The following is a 20,238-nucleotide window of genomic DNA, read 5'->3' on the forward strand; positions in this document are numbered from 1 at the left end:
GTTATTGATCACCGACATGAACGCAGGTCACTCAGCCACTCTCCCACAAGGGTAGAAACTGACGCGAACTGTCCCCATATTAGACCCACTAACGAAGAACAAAGAGATCCCACGGATGAGCCAAGCTATCTGTCGTCTGATTGCTCAAGAGCTGAATGTTCGCCCTGAGCAAGTCACTGCTGCCGTTGCCCTAATTGATGATGGCAACACCGTTCCTTTTATCGCCCGTTACCGTAAAGAGGTAACTGGTGGGTTAGATGATACTCAATTGCGCAACCTTGATAGCCGTTTGTCCTATCTGCGCGAGCTGGATGACCGTCGCCAAACCATTCTTAAATCGATTCAAGAACAAGGCAAACTTACCGCTGAACTGGAAAGTGAGATCCTCACTGCCGACAGTAAAACGCGCCTTGAAGATCTGTATCTGCCTTATAAGCCAAAGCGCCGTACCAAAGGGCAAATCGCGATTGAAGCAGGCCTAGAGCCACTGGCCGATACACTTTGGAACCACCCACAAACCGAGCCTGAAAGTGAAGCGACCCGCTACATTAATGCCGACAAAGGGGTGGAAGACAGTAAAGCCGCACTCGATGGCGCACGTGCCATCATCATGGAGCGCATTGCCGAAGACGCCAACTTGCTGGAGAAAATTCGCCAGTACCTCAATCGTCATGCCGAAATTGTGTCACGCGTGGTGGCGGGCAAAGAGCACGAAGGCGAGAAGTTCAAAGATTACTTTGAGCACAACGAAGCGATCAGCAAAGTGCCTTCTCACCGCGCTTTGGCGATGCTGCGCGGCCGAAATGAAGGTTTCCTCAGCCTGACGCTCAATGCCGATCCACAGCAAGAAGAAAGTGTACGCCAATCCTATTGCGAGACCCTGATTGCCGATCACTATGGCGTGACGCTGAGCAGCGCCCCTGCTGACAACTGGCGCAAGCAGGTCATCAGTTGGGCGTGGCGCATCAAGGTTTCAATGCACATGGAAACCGAGTTGATGGCGGCAATGAAAGAGCGCGCGGAAATCGAAGCGATTGAAGTGTTCGCCACCAACCTCAAAGATCTGTTGATGGCTGCGCCTGCGGGCCCACGCGCAACGCTTGGCCTTGACCCTGGCCTGCGCACCGGTTGTAAAGTCGCGGTGGTGGACGCCACCGGTAAAGTGCTGGCCACCGACACCATTTACCCACACGTGCCGCAGAACCAGTACGATCGCGCCATGCAAACGGTGGCGGCCTTGATCAAGCAACACAACGTCGATTTGATTGCGATTGGTAACGGCACTGCTTCACGCGAAACCGATGCCTTTGCTGCAGATTTGATTAAACGTGGCAATCTCAAAGTACAGAAAATCATGGTCAGCGAAGCAGGCGCTTCGGTCTACTCTGCCTCAGAACTGGCGGCCAAAGAGTTCCCGAACATGGACGTGTCACTGCGTGGCGCGGTGTCGATTGCTCGTCGCCTGCAAGACCCACTGGCCGAACTGGTGAAAATCGATCCGAAATCGATCGGTGTCGGCCAATATCAGCACGACGTGAGCCAATCCATGCTGGCCAAACGCCTTGATGCGGTGGTGGAAGATTGTGTAAACGCGGTCGGTGTGGATGTGAATACCGCTTCTGCCGCACTGCTGACCCGCGTGGCTGGTCTCTCGACCACGTTGGCGCAGAACATTGTCGATTTTCGTGATGAGAATGGCCGTTTTGACAGCCGTACCACGCTGAAAAAAGTGCCACGTTTGGGGCCAAAAGCGTTTGAACAGTGTGCGGGCTTCCTGCGCATTATGGATGGCAAAAACCCACTCGATGCCTCTTCGGTTCACCCTGAAGCCTACCCTGTGGTCAAAGCAATTGCCGAGAAAAACCAAAAAGCGGTCAAAGCGCTGATTGGCGATTCGAGCTTCCTGAAAGGATTGCGCGCAGTGGATTACACCGATGAACACTTTGGTGTACCAACGGTGACCGACATCATCAAAGAGTTGGATAAACCGGGCCGTGACCCTCGTCCTGAATTCAAAACCGCCACCTTCGCCGAAGGCATTCATAATGTGTCCGATCTCGAAGTGGGGATGATTCTTGAAGGGGTGGTATCAAACGTGGCCAACTTTGGCGCCTTTGTTGACATCGGCGTTCACCAAGATGGCTTGGTGCACATTTCAGCGCTGACCGATCGCTTTGTTTCTGATCCGCGTGAAGTGGTTAAAGCGGGCGACATCGTCAAAGTCAAAGTGATGGAAGTGGATGTGCAGCGCAAGCGTATCGCACTGTCAATGCGCCTCAGTGATGAGCCAGGGCAAGACAATCGCAGCCAACGCGCTGCCACACCACGTGGCCAACAAGAGCGCCGCGCTCCATCGCCACGTCGCCATGACAACGACAATACACTTGGCGGTGCCATGGGTGGTGCATTTGCCGCCGCGTTTGCCAAAGCGAAAAAGTAACAACCTCATTATCCCCAAATTGCTTGGAGTCGCAGGTAGGCGGCAAGTGAGTGAATCCCCATGAGCATAGATGAACTATGCAATTGGGGTGAACGAACGTAGCCAACACCGCTTCAGCTTCAAGCAAAAAGGGGATGGGTTACTGAACGAAAATAAAACCCACTATGCTTCCATAGTGGGTTTTTATTGTCAGTCACTGCGGTGGTGTTTGCTTGCTATAACACCGCAATCACTTCTGAAGGGGTATGAGGCGCGACAGAGTGACCGTAATGGTACTTGATGATCGCTCGACGCTTCTCCATGATCCCTTCTCTTATCGCCGCATCCAAGATACGTTTGGGCAGACGATAGCGCATTGCGTAGCCTTTACCCTGTTCTTCACTGTAACTTCGCAGTGCCAGAAGTCCAAAAAGCCGCTCAAGCGTGTCTTTGGGGTCTTCATGATAGACCGAGATCTCTTGCGTATTGGTTTCCATCTCATAGCCAGGGTGCTCTGAAGGATCCCACGAAGATTGACGTCGGCGTTTATCATCACTTTTGACTTTACGTTCCGCGTTAGATTTGGCCAACGCAACGGTTGGCGCCACAGGTTCACGCACTCTATTATCGCGCGCGGCCTGCTCTGTCTGCACATTTACCGATGGGGCGATCAGTGGCACACTCACAGTGGTCGGTGACACTATCATCGCGATACCTCCTCAAAGAATCGCCCTACCATGCACATCACTGCACAGCCCCAAAACCGCTTCACTAACCGTAGTAAGTTGCCTTGGTTACTTCTTGTATCGACCAATATTTGAACAGGTTTAATTTTATTTTTCGCTTACTTGCCGGCAAAGCTCAGCAACTGGTGGCAAAAGCTCTCTGGTTCAGTGATAAAAGGCGCGTGTGACGACTGGGTGAAAATGAACTGCTCACTGGCGGGTAACACTTTCTCGAGATCCTGCGCCACCTTGATCGGCACCAACCCGTCCAAACGGCCATACAGACGCAACATCGGCATCGTTAAGTGCGGCAGATGGTCACGCAAGTCCACCTCCGCCAGCATTTGCAGCCCAGCCAAAAGTGATTGGGGGTTGGGTTGCGGGCGCGAGAACACCGCTTGTTTGAGGTTTTTTACATCTTGTCGCGCAGAGGGGCTGCCCATGGCTTGCAGCGCCATAAAACGCTCTACCGTGGTGTGAAAATCTTCACTCAACTGCTCAGTAAAGGCGCTCAATACTTGCGGCTGAATGCCACGCCAACGCGCTTCTGCAGCGAACTTGGGTGAACTCGCCACCGTCACTAACTTGCTGACGTAATCGGCGTGATGCAGCGCCATGTGCGTCGCCACCAGACCACCTAATGACCAGCCAACCCAAATGGCTTGTTTCGGTGCATGCTCGAGAAGCTGCTGGGCAATCTCTTCTAAACTTGCCGCATGAAGATGGGCACTGTGACCATAGCCAGGCAGATCCACCACATGCAAACGAAAGTGCAGCTCCAGCCTTTCAACCACCTGCTGCCACACTGCGCCATTCATGCCCCAGCCATGCAACAACACCAAATCGGGCCCCTGACCTTGTGTTTGCCAGTGTAAATCTGTGCTCATCTTCCCTCTTACTCCTACTTTTTCCAGCCTCAAGCGCCACGTGTGGTCGAGTACGCTAGCGACACGATTCATTCGCCCCACTGCCCGTATGTTAACCGATTGGCTTAGTGAAAAAATACTCCGATCTCTTCCTCGCCTCTGTCATCTGTGCGGCTTGCCGATGAATCACGACCATCACCCGCTTTGGTGCCAGCACTGCCTAACCCTGTTCGATGCCGAACCGCGTTGCCAACGTTGCGGGCTGCCGACGTTAACGGTTGTCCCCCAGTGCGGCCAATGTCTGAAATCTCCGCCCCCTTGGCAAAGGCTTTACTGCCTCACGCCGTATCGCTTTCCAACCTCACACTACGTCAATCAAATCAAACATCAGCGCAAGTTCTGGTACTGTGCCAGCTTGGCACCTTTGCTCATCCAACGCATTGACCGCCCCGCGCCACTGCTGCTCTCTGTGCCAATGCATTGGCGTCGGCAATGGCTACGAGGCTTCAATCAAAGCGATGTGTTGGCGGCGCAACTGGCCCGTAGATTAAATCGCCCCTTCCTTGCTCACGCGTTTACTCGTTTATTGCACACTCCGCCACAGCAAGGGCTCAATAAACAGCAGCGTCAGCGCAACTTAGCGGGTGCCTTTCGCCTCAATCGCTCGGCTCTGCCCCATGCGATTCCCAAGCATGTCGCGATTGTCGATGATGTGGTCACGACGGGCAGTACGGTACGACAATTATGTCAATTACTGCTTGCAGTCGGCGTGGAAAGCATTGATATTTATTGCCTCTGCCGAACTCCCGAGAAGGATTAAGTTGGATGTCACTGTCGCTTGACAGTGTGGTGTGCGCTCTAAAGCATGTTTTCTCATCAAAACACTAGATCCTTTCGTTATCAGGAGTAAAATGGCGTCAATAACCTACAAATTTACTCGGGTATTCGTCGTGTCAAATATTACTATCACTGAAGCAGCACAAACTCATTTTGCCAATCTATTGGGCCAGCAGCCTGATGGAACCAACATTCGTGTTTTCGTCGTCAACCCAGGCACACAAAACGCAGAATGCGGCGTATCTTACTGCCCACCTGAAGCGGTAGAAGCTACCGATACCGAAATCCCATACCAAAGCTTTTCTGCCTACGTTGATGAACTCAGCTTGCCGTTCCTTGAAGATGCGGAAATTGACTACGTGACCGACAAAATGGGCTCACAGTTAACACTGAAAGCGCCCAACGCCAAAATGCGTAAAGTCGCGGATGACGCGCCACTGCTTGAGCGCGTTGAATACGCGATTCAAACTCAGGTGAACCCACAACTTGCTGGTCACGGCGGCCACGTGAAACTGATGGAAATCACTGACGCTGGCGTTGCGATTGTTGCCTTTGGTGGCGGCTGTAACGGTTGTTCAATGGTCGACGTGACGCTAAAAGAAGGCATCGAGAAAGAGTTACTACAGCAATTCTCAGGTGAGCTAACGGCAGTTCGCGATGCCACTGAGCACGATCGCGGCGATCACTCATACTACTAAGTTATTCTCATTTTGGTTATAACTGAGACGAAATTTAAAGGTTGGCACACTTGGGCCAACCTTTTCTTTTAGTATATATTCCAGTCATCAATGTTTTGCAGGAGGAATCAACGTCATGAGCAGAAGGAAAGAACCCGATATTCTCAATCGTAATGTCGTTGCCCAATCACGACTCTTTTCTATCGAAAGCCTTGAACTGCGTTTCTCCAACGGCGAAGAGCGAATTTACGAGCGCCTCAAACCAAGCGGTAAAAATGCCGTGATGATGGTTCCCGTTACTGAGCAAGGTGACCTATTATTAGTGAGAGAGTACGCTGCAGGTACAGAGCGCTATGAGCTTGGCTTCCCTAAAGGGCTTATTGATCAGGGAGAAAGCGCCGAACAAGCAGCGGATCGGGAATTGAAAGAAGAAATCGGCTTTGGCGCGAAACAATTAACGCCATTGAAGCAAGTGGTGCTGGCTCCTTCCTATTTCTCAAGCAAAATGACGCTGTTTTTGGCACAAGATCTGTATCCAGAAACATTGGAAGGCGATGAGCCAGAGCCACTTGAAGTGGTTCGTTGGCCACTCGCGCAGGCAGAAGAACTTCTTCATCACTTAGATTTTTGTGAATCCCGCAGTATCACAGCGCTACTATTGGCACTGAGAGCACTTCGACCGGCCAAGTAGTAAGGAAGAGAGTTATGCCTACCTCACAGGATTTATCGGCACTGTTGCCGCAAGTTATCGATATTGCTCGCACCGCGGGGCAATTGATTCTGGATATCTACCAAAGTAAGCAGTACCAAGAATACACCAAAAGCGATGAGACGCCGGTCACCAGCGCCGATCTCGCCGCGCACAAATTGATCAACCAACGACTGAGTGAGTTAACCCCAGACATTCCAGTGCTGTCTGAAGAAGCGGCGGATATCAGCTTGGAACAACGCGCGCAATGGAACCGTTACTGGTTGGTGGATCCTCTTGATGGAACGCAGGAGTTTATCGCCCGCAGTGGGGATTTTGCCACCATCATCGCCTTAGTGGAGAACAACAAGCCGGTAATGGGCGTGGTGTATGGTCCGGTTTCAGGCGTGACCTACTATGCGTATCAAGGTAAAGGCGCATGGAAGATCCCTGAGATGAACGAAAGCTTGAAAATTCAAACCCACAAACATGAACTGCCCGGACAAAACATCGCGATTGCCATCAGCCGCCGTCAGGACATCAATCGCATCACCAACCGCATGAGCAGCAGTTGGAATTACGATTTGGTGCCGTTAGGCTCTGCGGCGTTGAAAGCGTGCTTGGTCGCGGAAGGAGCCGTGGATTGCTATTTGCGCCTTGGTCCGACTGGGGAATGGGACACCGCGGCGACACAATGTATCGTGGAAGAAGCTGGCGGACGCATCCTCAGCACCTACTTGGAACCGCTTTCTTATAACGAACGAGACACCTTGGAAAATCCGAACTTCATCGTATTAGGCGATGCCGATTTGCCGTGGAACGACATTTTGCAGGTCAAAGGCTAGGGACTGTTGACCTAGCTGCCGGCGGAAAGTCCCAGTGAAACGTGCCAACGGAAACGTAAAAAGCGAGCTCTGCTCGCTTTTTTTGTGCCATTAATCTTTCTTTGCGTTCAGCGCCAAGGCAGTCTCGCTAAAAGCGCCCTTGGTAGTCAAACTCATACTGCCCTTGACCATTCGGGTTCCCTAGCCAGCTCAGCTGTGATTTCATCGCCGCTGGGAATTCTGCACCCGGTTTAAACCAAGCCGAGGTCGTGTATTGACGATTTGGCGTCACTTGAGCACTGAATTGCGCGCTGACTTGGGCGCTTTGTTGCTCGCCCTTCACCGACAATTGGCTATTTTCACAGGTGAAATCGGAAATCACCGGCCCCAAGTCCAATGCGCCGATCGGGGTACCGACTTTACTGGCACTCCACACTAACGTGCCCGTGCCACTGGCGCACCAAGGCGCTTGGTAAACCGCGTGACGCACGTTCACTTCCACTTGCCCTTCCACTTGCAGAGGCAAAGGCATGGGCAAACGTGAGGCCACTTTTTCCGCGGGTAACGAAGCGACAAGATTTTCCACATACGCCCCTTGGCCAAGACCATAGCCGACCAAACCTTTGCCACGCAGATTCAAATCGCTGCCGCGACCAAAGCGCAATGCGTATTGCACGTTACCGGTGAACAATTTGCTGGTTTGAAAATCCCAATGCACCTCACCAAAGCTCTGACCTTGCCAACGAATGGTGCTTGCACTGCCCTGCCACACCGTACCGGAGGTGCCCTCAATCGTCAGGCCACGCACGGGTGGCAAATAATTGAGCGCAAAGCTAACCGGAATGCTCGACAGTAAACTGATGCTAAAAAAGAGAACAAAAATCAGGCTGTAAATAATCGCGCGCTTCACCCTAGCCTCGCTTAAACTGTAATCGGTTAACTTCCACTAGACCGGACTCTTTACCACGGTCGATGTCCATGAATTCCACTTCAATGCCTTGCTTCTCTTTCAAAAAGGTAAGCCAATCCACTAAACGGTTAAATGGCATCGGAGCGACCCACACTTGCAACATCTCATTGCGGGGCTGAACACGTTGTAGCTCCACCTTAAATTGGCGCGCGGATGACGCAATTACTTGGTTTAGCGGCTGATTGGAAAACGACACACCGCCACTGGCACGTAAACCGGTGAGCTCATCGGCTTTCTCACTCACCCAACTGAGTAGCTGTTTCTCACTTTGGATACGTAACTGAGCTTGCTCAGCGCGCGCATTGATAGGCTGCAAAACGCCCCAGTAAATCAGCCCGATAAGACCGAAGACACCACACACCACCACTAAACGTTGCTCACGCTGGCTAATGCTGCTCCACCAAGCTTGGAACATATTGAGTAAATTTGTCATCTGCTCCTCACTTACGCTTTAACACAAAGCTGCCAATCACAGCGTCGCCAGTGCGGTTAAGCTGCCCTTGCTCCACTTGGAACTGCTCGCTCAACTTCACGCGTGCCTGTTCAAAAATTTGGAAATCGTTACTTTTCGCCTGAATGCGGACTTCGCCTCGATTCCCATCGTATTTGATGCTCAGCACTTCAAAGTTCTTCACTTGGCCAATGGTACCCGGCAATTGTGCCATCCACTGCAACATCGAATCACCCGCGCCCCCCCCAGACAAACGGCGAATTTCGTCTTCCATTTGGCGTTTGAGGTAACTGACGGTTGGGATCTTGTTTCGGCCCGGCATCACTTGACGGAAAATGCGCTCGCTCTCTTCTCGATACGCCTGTGCTTGCGACTCATAGCGCTGAATCGTGAGCACTTGTTGCGCGACCAACGCGGCGATCAATAAGCTGCCACTGATCGCCACCTTCTGCCACACTTTCCAGTGCTTAAAGAACGAGCTTTTCGGCTTAAACTCACCGGTTAGCAGCGAGAATTTACCATCGGCAACGCCTTGGCTGAGTAACGCCATGGTCATTTCCACTGGGCGACTCAGCCAATGCGCTTGACCTTGCTGCTCAGGCAACGAGCTAAAGCAGGCCACAGAAAGGGGTTGCTCGCCGGCAAGGGCATTCAAATAGACGGGCATCCAGCTGTCGTCGACTGCGCTGCCTTGGCAGGCAGAATGACGGAACAACCACTGCTCTCCCAACTGCGCGGCGCTGATGCCTTCGTCGTCGAGTGGCAGCGCCAGTGAGTCTGGCAGCACACGTTTGACATCCAAACCTTGAGCGCGAAATGCATCAAGCATATGTTGCAACCAACGTCGATCCACACCACACACTTGCGCTTTGCCATTCTCTTTGGCCAACACAGAGAAATGCAAATCGTCCACATCTTGGGCGATTTCATCTTCCAGCAGGTAAGGCAACATCGACTCAAACTGACGTGAAGCGCCCGGTGGGATGTCCACTTCGGTTAACACCACATCGCTGGCCGCGACCAGCACTACGATCGGCCTCTGCTCAGCATAATTTTTGAGATCGTCCAGTTGTTGCCAATCCGACAACTCCCCACTGGCGATCACTTCTTGTTGGCTTGATGACCAAACCAACCAAGGAATGGGGCTATATTGTTCGCTACTCAGCCGAACGGTCAGAAACTCGCTCACTGATTCCTCCAAAACGGCGACGCACAACGGTCACGGTTTCTCTGTTTTTACTGTACATAAGGCTGCGAATTCTCACCCGAGAGTCCTCGACTAACACCTGTGCATCCAATTCAAAGTATCGGCTATCAACGCCAAGATACGCTTTTGCTAGTTTTTTGATTTCTTCGCTGATGCCCGCCATTTCAGACTCTGAAAGAAAAGCATCAATGTTCGCCCAGCCATCAAAGGGGCGTTTTTCTATCAGTTGCTTGGCATCAGATTCACTCAACGCAGGCGAAAACAGCGCCACCAGCAAAGCGGCTTGCTCAGCGCTGATGGTATTGACGTTCAAGCGCCACTCATCGGTCGGTAAAGCACAGACCAAAGGCTGCAGCGTTGCCATCATTTCACCCGACACTTGGTAAACCGCGCGCAGTTCACTGCTATCAGCAATGTACCCATTCGCCGCCAAATAGGCGGGTTTCATCCCTTCATAAGTCGAGTCTTCCACCCCAGAAGAAGAGCGCACCGCGTCATTGGGATCGACAAACTCCCACATGGAGTCGGCAATCACTTCGGATTCATAACTTTCAACGCCTGACTCTTCGAGCAAAGCACGAAAGACTTTCACCAAATAAGGACGCTCTACCGCTGCGTCTTGCATCACCACGGGAGAGAGGGCATTGAGATTAAAGCACGCTTGCTTATCAAAAATGCGTCCTTTCGCTTGGCCATAGTCCAAGGGATAGGTTTTCTCTTCCAAGGCCCAAGGCTGGTTTAAGTTAATGGTGTCACTGTCTTTGTAACTTTGCTCAATACCGACCTTCGCCAACGCTTCCACGCCAATGCTGTACCAGTACGCTTGCTGATAGCTGATCTGGTTAGTGCCACGCTTAAACTGTGCAAACAAACGCTCAGACATACTGCCGGCGATGGTGGCCATAATGGCCAGCAACAGCAAAATGATGATCAGGGCCACTCCAGATTGGCGCGAGCGGTTCGATTTAGCCATTGTTGCCTGCTCCACCACTATTGTTTTGCCCGGAGTCTTCGCTACCTGACGCTTGTTTTTGCAAATTCCCCTCTGGAGTGAGGTAGGTTCGCGCGATCTTTCCGTAATCTTTCAACGTCAGCTCTACCGAGATCGCCGCCGGCAAGGTCAACTCGTTGCTCCACTCATTACTCCACTGTTTGCCGTCATAAAAACGCACATTAAGCTCTTCCACATCACTGAGTAACGGAGTCACGACCCCTTCTTGCCCTGCTGGGGTATCTGGGTAACGCCACCATACTCGCTCTAAACGCTCATCTTTGATGCGATAACCCACTTTGGTGACCTCCCCGCGAGGGAATTGCTGCTGCGGATTGTGCCAACCTAAACGCGCGAACATGATGCCTTTGCTGTCTGAATCTAAGAGGTAATCCGCCCAATGCAGCAGTTTTTTGCTCGGCTCTTCGCCGTTGGTGCGTGTTTGACGCAGCGCTATCTGGCGAAAATCGCTGTCCATCATCACCAAGGCACGTTGCAATTCATTCAATCGTACGGTGCGCTCTTGTGATAACTCATTGCTGCGTTGCACCTGATTGACCACCTGATACGCGGCCACACTTAAGGTGGCAAAAATGGCAATCGACACCAACACTTCGATGAGGGTAAAACCACGTTGGCGCGTGTTTCTCTTTCGACACGTTTTATTTCGCCACATAGCTTCTCACCGTAATCATTGGGCTGGCCTGCTTTTCTGCTGCCACACTCACATCAAACGCTTTCAGCAGCGGTTGAGTCGTGGCTACAGGAGCCACTTTCCAATACCACGTTTGCCCCGCTAACTCTTCTTCACCGTTGCTGGCTTTTAGATTTTTGGGGTTGAGCATCACCATCGCCATTTGATTGTCTGCCACCATGGCAGCAAACATCTTCTGCTCCAAATAACCGACGGTGTTGATGTGCTGGCTAACGGCACGGATCACGCTCATCGCCGCAGTGGCAAATATCGCCAACGCCACCAGCACCTCAAGCAAGGTCATGCCTGCGTATTTGCGTCGTCTAACCATCGTCTTGCTCTTCTTCACCGGGAGCCAGCAGAATAATCTGCCCTGTGTCTTTGGCTCGTACTCGCCAACCATTTTCGGTCGCGTCCTGATCGTTGGGATAAAAAGACAATGAAAACGGCGTCAATTCTCCGCTGGATAAAATGAAAATCTGCGGCGGTCGCTGTTTTTTCTCTTTTTCTTCTTCGGCAAACATCTCTTCATCAAACAGAGAGCCCGGCTTGAACAGGCGATCGTCTTGCTGCCATGCCCCTCCCCCTAAGGTCAGTTGCATCGCTACTTCATCTTCAAGCTCGGTGGTGGCGGGGATTTTATTCAACTCCAACGTCTGCCAGCCATCGGCTTCCAATTTGAGTAAGGTGTAGCGTGATTTTTCTTCCTCGACCCGAACACCAAAGTCTTTACCACTGAGCACCGCCTCTTCGTTGAGGAGCTGTAATCGTTGGTAAAAACTCTGCGCGTATTTCTTGCCCCGCTCGTCACTGCGAGTGGGAAGGGTGGCGATAACCGCCACCGCAGTCAGAGACAACAACACCAGCACCAACAGAATTTCGATCAGTGTAAAACCCGCTAAGCGAGATGAAAAAGGTGGTTTCAAGTGGTTGCCTCTTCGACTCAACGTCCTGTTATTGGAAGTCTTGCATGTTCCAGTTGCCAATATCTGCCGCTGCGCCTTCACCGCCTTCTTGACCATCTGCACCTAAGGTGAAGATATCAATCGTGCCTTTGTCGCCAGGGCTCATGTATTGGTACTCGTTACCCCAAGGGTCTTTTGGCAGACGCTTGATGTAACCGCCATTACGGTAGTTGCGTGGCTCTGGGCTGCTTGGCTTAGTCACCAACGCTTCCAAACCTTGATCGGTGGTTGGATACACGCTGTTGTCTAATTTGTACATGTCCAGCGCATTTTCCAACGCGACGATGTCGGTAATGGCTTTTTGCTGGTCAGCCTTTTCTTTGTTACCTAGCAGGTTAGGGACAACGAAACTGGCCAGAATGCCCAGAATCACCACCACAACCATGACTTCAAGCAGGGTGAAACCCGCCTGTTTTTTTGCTTTATTTTGCATTGTTTTCTCCAGAATAATGAGGCCGAATGACCAAGCCACTCAGCACCCCAAAATCAGCCACTCATTAAATTATTCATTTCCAGCATCGGCATCAGTGTCGCCATCACAATGAACAACACCAATCCCGCCATTAGCGCAATCAACGCTGGGGTAAAAATACCCAACGCGATATTGACCGTCGATTCAAAACTTTGATCTTGGTTGTCCGCGGCACGCGTCAGCATGCTTTCCAACTCACCACTTTGTTCTCCACTGGCAATCATGTGCAACATCATTGGTGGAAAAAGGCGAGTTTGATCCAAAGCTTTACGCAGACTGGCCCCTTCACGCACACTGTCTGCCGCCAATAAGACCTGTTGTTTGACGAATTGGTTCGACATCACATCGACCGCCACACGCATCCCTTCCAAAATGGGAATCGCACTGGAGGTACAAATGGATAAGGTGCGAGCAAATCGAGCGGTGTTCAACCCTTTCGAGATTTTGCCCAGTAGCGGCAGGCTCAGTATGCGGCGATCCCACGCCATGCGAACATTGGGCTTTTTCAAGGCCGTTTTGAGTAGGTAAATGGCAAACACGATGCTTCCCAACAGCAATAATCCCCACTCTTGAACAAACTCACTCGCCGCCAATAAAAATTGCGTCGACTGTGGCAGCTCTTGACCCATTTGGATGATCGGCTCGACGATTTTGGGTACCACTGTGGCGAGCAAAAACGCCACAATCGTGACAGCAAACACCACCAATACCACCGGGTAAATCATCGCTTGCAGTAACTTAGAACGCATCTTCTGGCGATTTTCACAGTAATCGGCCAAGCGCTCTAACACCGCATCCAAATGACCCGATTTTTCCCCTGCCGCCACCATAGAGCGATACAGTTCATCAAAAATATGCGGGTAGTCTGACAGGCTGTCTGCCAAGGTGTAACCTTCGGTGACTTTGGCCCGCACCGCTGCCAACATACCTCGAATACGAGGCTTCTCTGCTTGATCGGATACCGCTTTGAGACACTCCTCCAGCGGCATACCCGATTGCACCAGGGTCGAGATCTGACGAGTAATCAACGACAGTTCGGGAGTGGAAATGCCCCGCTTAAAGCCACCTGACGATTTGCTTTTGGCCAACTTGGCTTTGGTTTCCATCACCTCGATGGGCACCATGCCTTGCTCTTTCAAGCGTTGGCGTACTTGGCGGGCATTGTCGCCTTCCAAGGTGCCTTTTTTGGTGCGCCCTTTTGCGTCGAGCGCTTTGTATTCAAACGCCGCCATTAAGATTCCTTGGTCACGCGCATCACTTCTTCCAGTGACGTCACGCCTTGCAACACTTTGTCTAAACCGTCGCTGCGAATGCTCGGGGTATGTTCACGAATGTATTTGTCCATCGCCTGCTCTCCCGCTTCAGCATGGATCAGCTCTTGAACTTTATCGTCCACCATCAACAGCTCATGGATACCGGTACGGCCACGATAACCTTTGTGGTTACATTTTTCACATCCCTTGGCACGATATAAGGTCAGCGCATCTTTCTTCTTCGCGCCAAACAGTTTGCGCTGCTCTTTGTCCGCCTCGTACGGTTCTTTACAGTCTTGGCATAAAGTCCGTACCAGGCGCTGAGCCAGCACGCCCAGCAGTGAAGAAGAGATCAAAAAGGGCTCAATGCCCATGTCACGCAGACGGGTAATTGCACCTACGGCGGTGTTGGTGTGCAAGGTTGACATCACCAAGTGACCGGTCAATGACGCTTGTACGGCAATTTGCGCGGTTTCCAAGTCACGAATTTCCCCGACCATCACCACGTCTGGGTCTTGACGCAAAATGGCTCGCAGACCACGAGCAAAGGTCATGTCGACTTTTGGGTTCACTTGGGTTTGGCCGATACCATCAATATCAAATTCGATCGGGTCTTCCACCGTTAAGATGTTGCGCTCGTTGCTGTTCAGCTCTTGCAGGCCAGCGTACAAGGTGGTGGATTTACCCGAACCCGTTGGACCTGTGACCAAGATAATGCCGTGAGGACGCGAGATAAGATGACGGAAATTGTCGTGGTTCACCGGTGTCATGCCTAGGCTATGCAGGTCAAGACGAGTGGCGTTTTTATCCAGCAAACGCATCACCACACGCTCGCCGTGTGATGAAGGCATGGTCGATACACGCACATCGACAGCGCGACCACCGATACGCAGTGAAATACGGCCATCTTGTGGCACACGTTTTTCTGCAATATCCAGTTTGGCCATAACTTTAACACGTGACACCAACAGCGGCGCCAGTTTGCGACTCGGAGACAGTACATCGCGCAAAACGCCATCGACGCGGAAACGAATCGACAGAATTTTCTCGAACGTTTCGATGTGAATATCCGACGCCCCTTCTTTGATCGCTTCGCCCAACATGGCGTTGATCAATTTGATGATCGGCGCATCGTCTTCCGTTTCGAGCAAATCTTCATCTTGCGGCAACTCTTCAGCCAAAGAGAAGAAGTCATCATCCGAGCCAATGTCCTCCATCAGCTGACGCGCTTCTGACGAGTCGCGTTGGTACGCTTCGGTCAGTTTTTTTTCAAACGCTTCAGCGGCAATGGCTTGAGGGACAAACGTCTGTTTGAGCACACGACGCACTTCAACTAACGCCTGCGCATTGAGAGGCTCAACGTAGTAAAGTACCGGCGGCCTTTCTGGGTGCTCGACTTCCAGCACCATTTTAAAGCGGTTAGCAAAACTAAACGGTAAACGGCGATACGATGGCGCCGTATCCAGTATATCTACCATTACTGCTGTTCCATTTGATCGATAAAGGCTTGAATTTCAGCCGGATGGCGTTTGTCTTCACCAAATTTCGGCAACACAGGAATGTGGCCATCATCCATCAATTTAAGGCCCTGATCCGCTTTGTAAAGCTGTTCGGCGCGAATGTAGTTGTACTTACGCTGGGTAATACCATCGGCCGTCATGCCATCACGAATGATAGTTGGCTTGATGAACACCATCAGGTTTTTCTTTTCAACTTGAGTATTGGTTGATTTAAACAAATGCCCCAGCACGGGAATATCCCCTAGCAGTGGCACTTTTGATTCACTCTCTAGCGCACGTTCATCAATCAAGCCGCCGAGCACCAACATTTGGCCATCTTGCACAATCACCGAGGTATTGAGCTGACGCTTAGCAAAACGTACGTCCACCGCGCCATTGGCACCCAAAACGTTTGACACTTCCTGTTCAATATTCAGTTGAACCGAGTCGCCTTCGTTAATTTGTGGCACCACTTTAAGCTTGATGCCCACTTCTTTGCGGTCAACGGTTTGGAATGGGTTGTCGTTATTGGACCCCGCTGTGGAGCCTGTGATGACCGGTACTTCTTCACCCACAATAAATGAGGCTTCACCGTTATCCATTACGGTAATACTTGGGGAAGACAGGATATTTGAGTTGGAATCACTCGATACCGCGCTAATCAACGCCGTCCAGTCACCCATCACGACACTGAGGGCCGCGCCATTGACCTTAGACAATGCAGAAGCCAGTGTTGAATAGTCCCCTTTTTCAGTGTACTGACGATCCACCCACTGATTTTTATCTGGATCCCAACGGCTTTCAGTCTTAGTTGTATCCTTTGCTTCCTCTAGACCAATCATTACTTGGCCAATCGATGCCCCTGTATTACTGTACTGGATCATCGCACCCGTTTCCAGGTTACCCCATTGCACACCCAAGTTCACACCATCGCCCTCTGCCATTTCGACAATCAAGGCTTCAATCAGCACTTGTGCACGGCGAATATCTAACTGGGTAATCACATCTTGCAGCGCCAACATAATATCGGGTGGCGCAGTCAATACCAGTGAGTTGGTGCCTTGATGCGCGGCGATCACCACATCGTTGCGCTGTGAAGACGCGCCCTTTTGACCAGAGTTTTTCTCTGCTTGTAAGTTGTCTGAGACCCCTTTCAATACGTCGACTAAGTCTTCCGCTTTGGCGTACTTGAGGTAAACAACACGGTTGTTGCCTTTGCTCGCCATTTCCACATCAAGTTGGCGAATCAAACGCTTCAAGCGATCACGCACTTTGGGATCACCCGAAATCAAAATCGAGTTGGTGCGCTCATCGGCCACCAATTTTGGCTGCAAAAATTCTGGGGTGTTTTTCGCATCGGTAGTGCGGTTTAGCGCATCAACAATACGGACCATTTCCGCCGCCGACGCATTACCTAGCTCTACCACTTCGATTTCGGTATCGCCCGCTTGGTCCACACGTTTGATGATTTCTGCCAAACGATTCACCACCGCTGCACGGCCCGTGATCAAGATGATATTGGCCGGATCATAGTGCACCACGTTACCAGCGCCCGCATTATCAATCAGTTGGCGTAGCAAAGGAGACAGCTCTCGCACGGAGACATTGCGCACCGCAACCACGCGTGTAATGACATTGTCGCCCTTCACGGTGTCATCACTGACCACGGGAATGGCGGAGGTTTTGGAATCTTTGGATTTGACGACTTTCAGTACGCCATTTTCCATTTCAACCACCGCGTAGCCATACACTTCAAGTACGTTTAGGAAAAAGCTGTAGTACTGCTCTTCATTTAATACGTCGTAGCTGCGTACATCAATTTTGCCTCGCACCGAAGGGTCGACAATGATGGTCTTTTCTAAGTTTCGACCGACAATATTGATGAACTCTTGAATATCGGTGCCTTTAAAGCTTGCACTAAACTCGTTTGCCAGCACGCCGCTTGAGCAGGCTAAGGTACCTGCGAGTAACCAAGCGCTTTTGCTAAACCAATGTTTCACGTTTATCTCCCTGAACTTACGCTTTGAGCCTAAGTGTTAAAACTGGATGTAAATATCATGCTGCTGTCCGTCTCGTTCCACCGTGAGGTTCAACTCGGTGAGCTCTGAAACAGCATTAAAAATTTTGCCCATGGCGGCTGGGTCGGTGAGATCATTGCCATTTAACTGCACAGCAATGTCCCCATCTTGTAACCCAACGGCTTCAAACAGTTGTGGGCTTTTTCCCGGACTCACGCGATAACCAATCACTTTGTCTTCTTGCTTCACTTGAGACAAACGCACGTATTGGAAAATCTTCTGCGGATCGGCGGTAATTTCTTCTCGAATTTGCGCTAGCTGCTCATCCGTATCTGGCGGGTTATTCTTAGCGATCGTCGATGACGGAATGACACGCGGAGTAGATTCAGACAATTTCTTGTATTCCACGCCTTCAAGCATCAGGGTCTCGTCACGCCCTTCATTATCGATGATCACACGATCAACCAGAACTGCTTTTAACTTAGCGCGAGTGCCTTCGATTTCTTCCCCAACCCCGTAGGTTGCTTGCTGACCACGGTTGGCGATAACGGCCAAGCTGGTTTGAGGATTGCTGCTCGCCACCGCCCCAACTAACACCAAATTTAGCCGCGTTTTAGGCGCGTCTTGCACCACCGGCTGGCTGACAACAGGCTTAGGTTTATTCTCGTTGTAAACCCCAAACAAATTGATGGCTTGCAGATCGGCGAGGTTTAATCGCTCACCTTGTTTACCTTGTGCGTTTTGCTGCGGTGCAGGTCGCCAAGCGACGATCTGCGTATTGCTCTCTTGTGTTAGCCAGACGACTTGCCCTAAAGTCCAGCCTGTCAAAGCCACCAGCACGCCTGCTAATAAAGCACTCGCTCGACTCTGAATCATGCCGTTGTTAGCAATCATCCGCGTCAGCAATGGGCTATTGGCCAATCCGGCACTCAGCTCTGATGGTTTCACTCAATCGGTTCCTTTCACTGTTTAAATTTTGCGCTTTCACTTTCTTTGCTTGAACGCACTGCGATTTATCTTTCTTTATTCGACTGAAGATAATCGCTCGCACTTTTCCTGATCAAGGTGGAAAAATGCTCTCCTAAAACAGCACGTTATGCTGTTGTTGCGTCGATAAATCTCGCTTCGACACAGAGCTTTGCACTATATCACAGCTTGCTTGTGACACGCCTCTCTGATTCCGATTTTGCCAACTGCCTTGAAAAATTTGCGGTAAGTCACCATTGTAAAGTGCAAGATTCAATCATTCACAGCAGTGATTAGAGAGTAAAAGTGACCATGAGTTCCCCAAATGAAGCCGTTAGGCTCGATAAATGGCTGTGGGCTGCAAGATTTTACAAAACCCGTTCAATCGCTCGCGATATGGTCGATGGCGGTAAAGTCCACTATAATGGCCAACGTGCAAAGCCCAGTAAGATTGTCGAAGTGGGCGCGGTATTGAAACTTCGCCAAGGCAATGAAGAAAAAACGGTTGTGATAGAAAAGCTATCCACTCAGCGACGTGGCGCACCAGAAGCACAAACGCTCTATAGCGAAACGCAAGAGAGCCAAGCAAAGCGAGAAGCACAAGCAATGCAACGTAAACTCAACGCGCATAACCCAAGTCCAGATCGCCGCCCAGATAAAAAGCAGCGCCGCGACATTATCAAATTTAAACACCAGTAAAAGCCGGAAAATACCTACGAGGAATCGCTAAATGGCAAGCAATGTTTTGAATCGCTACTTATTTGAAGATCTTTCAGTACGTGGCGAGTTGGTACAACTGGATGAAGCGTATCAGCGAATTATTTCTAGCAAGGATTATCCGGCAGCCCTACAAAAACTGCTTGGTGAGCTATTGGTTTCTACCACTCTTCTGACTGCAACTTTAAAGTTTGAAGGCTCAATCACGATTCAGCTACAAGGTGATGGCCCTGTTTCACTGGCTGTGATCAATGGTGACAATGAGCAGAAAATCCGCGGTGTGGCTCGCTGGGAAGGCCATATTGCCGACGACGCGACCCTACACGATATGATGGGCAAAGGTTATATGGTCATCACCATCGAACCGAAAAAAGGCGAGCGTTACCAAGGTATCGTTGGCCTAGAAGGTGACAACCTTGAGCAAGTTCTGGAAGGCTATTTTGAACGCTCTGAGCAGTTGAAAACCCGCATCTGGATCCGTACGGGCGAGCACGAAGGCAAAGCACACGCAGCGGGTATGCTGATTCAAGTCATGCCTGACGGTACTGGTTCAGAAAATGATTTTGAGCATCTGGAGCAATTGACCAATACGGTGAAAAACGAAGAGTTGTTCACGCTACCAGCAAACGAGCTACTTTACCGTCTCTACAATCAAGAGCAAGTGCGTCTGTTTGAACCGCAAAATGTCGAGTTCCGTTGTGGTTGCTCACGTGAACGCAGTGGCGCGGCGATCGTGACCGTCGACAAAAATGAAATTTATGACATTTTGGCATCTGATGGATCCGTTTCTTTACATTGTGATTACTGCGGCACGACTTATTCGTTTGATGAATCTGACGTCAACAAGTTGTACGAAGAGGCAGCATCGGAGCCAAAAACGCTGCATTAATTTACCCGCTTTACCAAGCACGTAATTTACCCATCAAAAGGCCAGCTTATGCTGGCCTTTTTGTGATCAAAACCCGATAAAACATGGGTTTATACGTAATTAAATAACCC

General features: G+C 50.8%; 21 protein-coding genes. 7 read left to right on the plus strand and 14 right to left on the minus strand.

The features are described 5' to 3' along the window. The first annotated feature begins 115 nt into the window (after nucleotides 1-115). Nucleotides 116-2,440, plus strand: coding sequence for a Tex family protein (locus tag VV1_RS04145; RefSeq protein ID WP_011078927.1), 2,325 nt, complete (start codon nucleotides 116-118; stop codon nucleotides 2,438-2,440). Between the two features lie 215 nt (nucleotides 2,441-2,655). Here the strand turns inward: VV1_RS04145 and VV1_RS04150 are convergent, their stop codons facing one another. Both VV1_RS04150 and bioH read right to left on the minus strand, forming a co-directional pair. Further along, nucleotides 2,656-3,126 carry a hypothetical protein gene (locus VV1_RS04150; protein ID WP_011078928.1) on the minus strand — a complete coding sequence of 157 codons (471 nt, stop codon included), beginning with the start codon at nucleotides 3,124-3,126 and terminating at the stop codon, nucleotides 2,656-2,658. A gap of 137 nt (nucleotides 3,127-3,263) precedes the next feature. Continuing rightward, nucleotides 3,264-4,031: a pimeloyl-ACP methyl ester esterase BioH gene (bioH, locus tag VV1_RS04155; protein ID WP_011078929.1), complete on the minus strand. Its 768-nt coding sequence runs from the start codon at nucleotides 4,029-4,031 to the stop codon at nucleotides 3,264-3,266. Between the two features lie 88 nt (nucleotides 4,032-4,119). On the opposite strand from bioH, the gene VV1_RS23080 reads away from it, so the two are divergent. The 4 genes from VV1_RS23080 (at nucleotide 4,120) to cysQ (ending at nucleotide 7,057) form a co-directional block, all read left to right on the plus strand. After that, a complete protein-coding gene (locus VV1_RS23080; protein ID WP_043920923.1) occupies nucleotides 4,120-4,830 on the plus strand; it encodes an amidophosphoribosyltransferase in 711 nt (236 codons plus the stop codon). Between the two features lie 130 nt (nucleotides 4,831-4,960). Further along, a complete protein-coding gene (gene nfuA, locus VV1_RS04165) occupies nucleotides 4,961-5,545 on the plus strand; it encodes a Fe-S biogenesis protein NfuA (protein ID WP_026050270.1) in 585 nt (194 codons plus the stop codon). A gap of 115 nt (nucleotides 5,546-5,660) precedes the next feature. Beyond that, nucleotides 5,661-6,215: an ADP compounds hydrolase NudE gene (gene nudE, locus VV1_RS04170; protein ID WP_011078932.1), complete on the plus strand. Its 555-nt coding sequence runs from the start codon at nucleotides 5,661-5,663 to the stop codon at nucleotides 6,213-6,215. A gap of 14 nt (nucleotides 6,216-6,229) precedes the next feature. Then, entirely contained in the window at nucleotides 6,230-7,057 is an 828-nt protein-coding gene (gene cysQ, locus VV1_RS04175; RefSeq protein ID WP_011078933.1) for a 3'(2'),5'-bisphosphate nucleotidase CysQ, read from the plus strand. Nucleotides 7,058-7,184: 127 nt separating this feature from the next. Here cysQ and VV1_RS04180 read toward each other — a convergent pair whose 3' ends face one another. From VV1_RS04180 to gspC, 12 genes are read right to left on the minus strand one after another with little or no spacing between them, the layout of a single operon-like run. After that, a complete protein-coding gene (locus VV1_RS04180) occupies nucleotides 7,185-7,946 on the minus strand; it encodes a type II secretion system protein N (protein WP_011078934.1) in 762 nt (253 codons plus the stop codon). Nucleotide 7,947: 1 nt separating this feature from the next. Beyond that, the gene (locus tag VV1_RS04185) at nucleotides 7,948-8,439 is read right to left on the minus strand and encodes a type II secretion system protein M (RefSeq protein ID WP_011078935.1); all 492 of its coding nucleotides are present in this window, start codon (nucleotides 8,437-8,439) and stop codon (nucleotides 7,948-7,950) included. 7 nt (nucleotides 8,440-8,446) lie between these two features. Then, entirely contained in the window at nucleotides 8,447-9,646 is a 1,200-nt protein-coding gene (gspL, locus tag VV1_RS04190) for a type II secretion system protein GspL (protein ID WP_043920924.1), read from the minus strand. Then, nucleotides 9,615-10,637 carry a type II secretion system minor pseudopilin GspK gene (gene gspK / locus VV1_RS04195; protein WP_011078937.1) on the minus strand — a complete coding sequence of 341 codons (1,023 nt, stop codon included), beginning with the start codon at nucleotides 10,635-10,637 and terminating at the stop codon, nucleotides 9,615-9,617. The genes gspL and gspK overlap by 32 nt, the downstream gene beginning before the upstream one ends. Further along, the gene (gene gspJ / locus VV1_RS04200; RefSeq protein ID WP_011078938.1) at nucleotides 10,630-11,331 is read right to left on the minus strand and encodes a type II secretion system minor pseudopilin GspJ; all 702 of its coding nucleotides are present in this window, start codon (nucleotides 11,329-11,331) and stop codon (nucleotides 10,630-10,632) included. Before gspJ ends, gspK begins: the two co-directional genes overlap by 8 nt. After that, complete coding sequence (gene gspI, locus VV1_RS04205; RefSeq protein ID WP_011078939.1) at nucleotides 11,318-11,680, minus strand: type II secretion system minor pseudopilin GspI; 363 nt, start codon at nucleotides 11,678-11,680, stop codon at nucleotides 11,318-11,320. Before gspI ends, gspJ begins: the two co-directional genes overlap by 14 nt. Further along, nucleotides 11,673-12,377, minus strand: a complete 705-nt coding sequence (gene gspH / locus VV1_RS04210) for a type II secretion system minor pseudopilin GspH (protein WP_080553400.1) — start codon at nucleotides 12,375-12,377, stop codon at nucleotides 11,673-11,675. Before gspH ends, gspI begins: the two co-directional genes overlap by 8 nt. Then, a complete protein-coding gene (gspG, locus tag VV1_RS04215) occupies nucleotides 12,304-12,747 on the minus strand; it encodes a type II secretion system major pseudopilin GspG (RefSeq protein ID WP_011078941.1) in 444 nt (147 codons plus the stop codon). The genes gspH and gspG overlap by 74 nt, the downstream gene beginning before the upstream one ends. 53 nt (nucleotides 12,748-12,800) lie before the next feature. Then, entirely contained in the window at nucleotides 12,801-14,018 is a 1,218-nt protein-coding gene (gspF, locus tag VV1_RS04220) for a type II secretion system inner membrane protein GspF (protein ID WP_011078942.1), read from the minus strand. After that, a complete protein-coding gene (gspE, locus tag VV1_RS04225; protein ID WP_011078943.1) occupies nucleotides 14,018-15,517 on the minus strand; it encodes a type II secretion system ATPase GspE in 1,500 nt (499 codons plus the stop codon). The genes gspF and gspE overlap by 1 nt, the downstream gene beginning before the upstream one ends. Next, nucleotides 15,517-17,538: a type II secretion system secretin GspD gene (gene gspD, locus VV1_RS04230; protein ID WP_011078944.1), complete on the minus strand. Its 2,022-nt coding sequence runs from the start codon at nucleotides 17,536-17,538 to the stop codon at nucleotides 15,517-15,519. Before gspD ends, gspE begins: the two co-directional genes overlap by 1 nt. 36 nt (nucleotides 17,539-17,574) lie before the next feature. Further along, the gene (gspC, locus tag VV1_RS04235) at nucleotides 17,575-18,450 is read right to left on the minus strand and encodes a type II secretion system protein GspC (protein WP_172665345.1); all 876 of its coding nucleotides are present in this window, start codon (nucleotides 18,448-18,450) and stop codon (nucleotides 17,575-17,577) included. Between the two features lie 384 nt (nucleotides 18,451-18,834). Between gspC and hslR the strand changes: the two genes are divergently transcribed. Further along, nucleotides 18,835-19,221, plus strand: coding sequence for a ribosome-associated heat shock protein Hsp15 (gene hslR, locus VV1_RS04240; protein WP_011078946.1), 387 nt, complete (start codon nucleotides 18,835-18,837; stop codon nucleotides 19,219-19,221). Between the two features lie 31 nt (nucleotides 19,222-19,252). Then, the gene (gene hslO / locus VV1_RS04245; RefSeq protein WP_011078947.1) at nucleotides 19,253-20,128 is read left to right on the plus strand and encodes an Hsp33 family molecular chaperone HslO; all 876 of its coding nucleotides are present in this window, start codon (nucleotides 19,253-19,255) and stop codon (nucleotides 20,126-20,128) included. The last annotated feature ends 110 nt before the right edge of the window (nucleotides 20,129-20,238 follow it).

This window comes from Vibrio vulnificus CMCP6, assembly GCF_000039765.1.
GTDB classification, from domain to species: Bacteria; Pseudomonadota; Gammaproteobacteria; order Enterobacterales; family Vibrionaceae; genus Vibrio; species Vibrio vulnificus_B.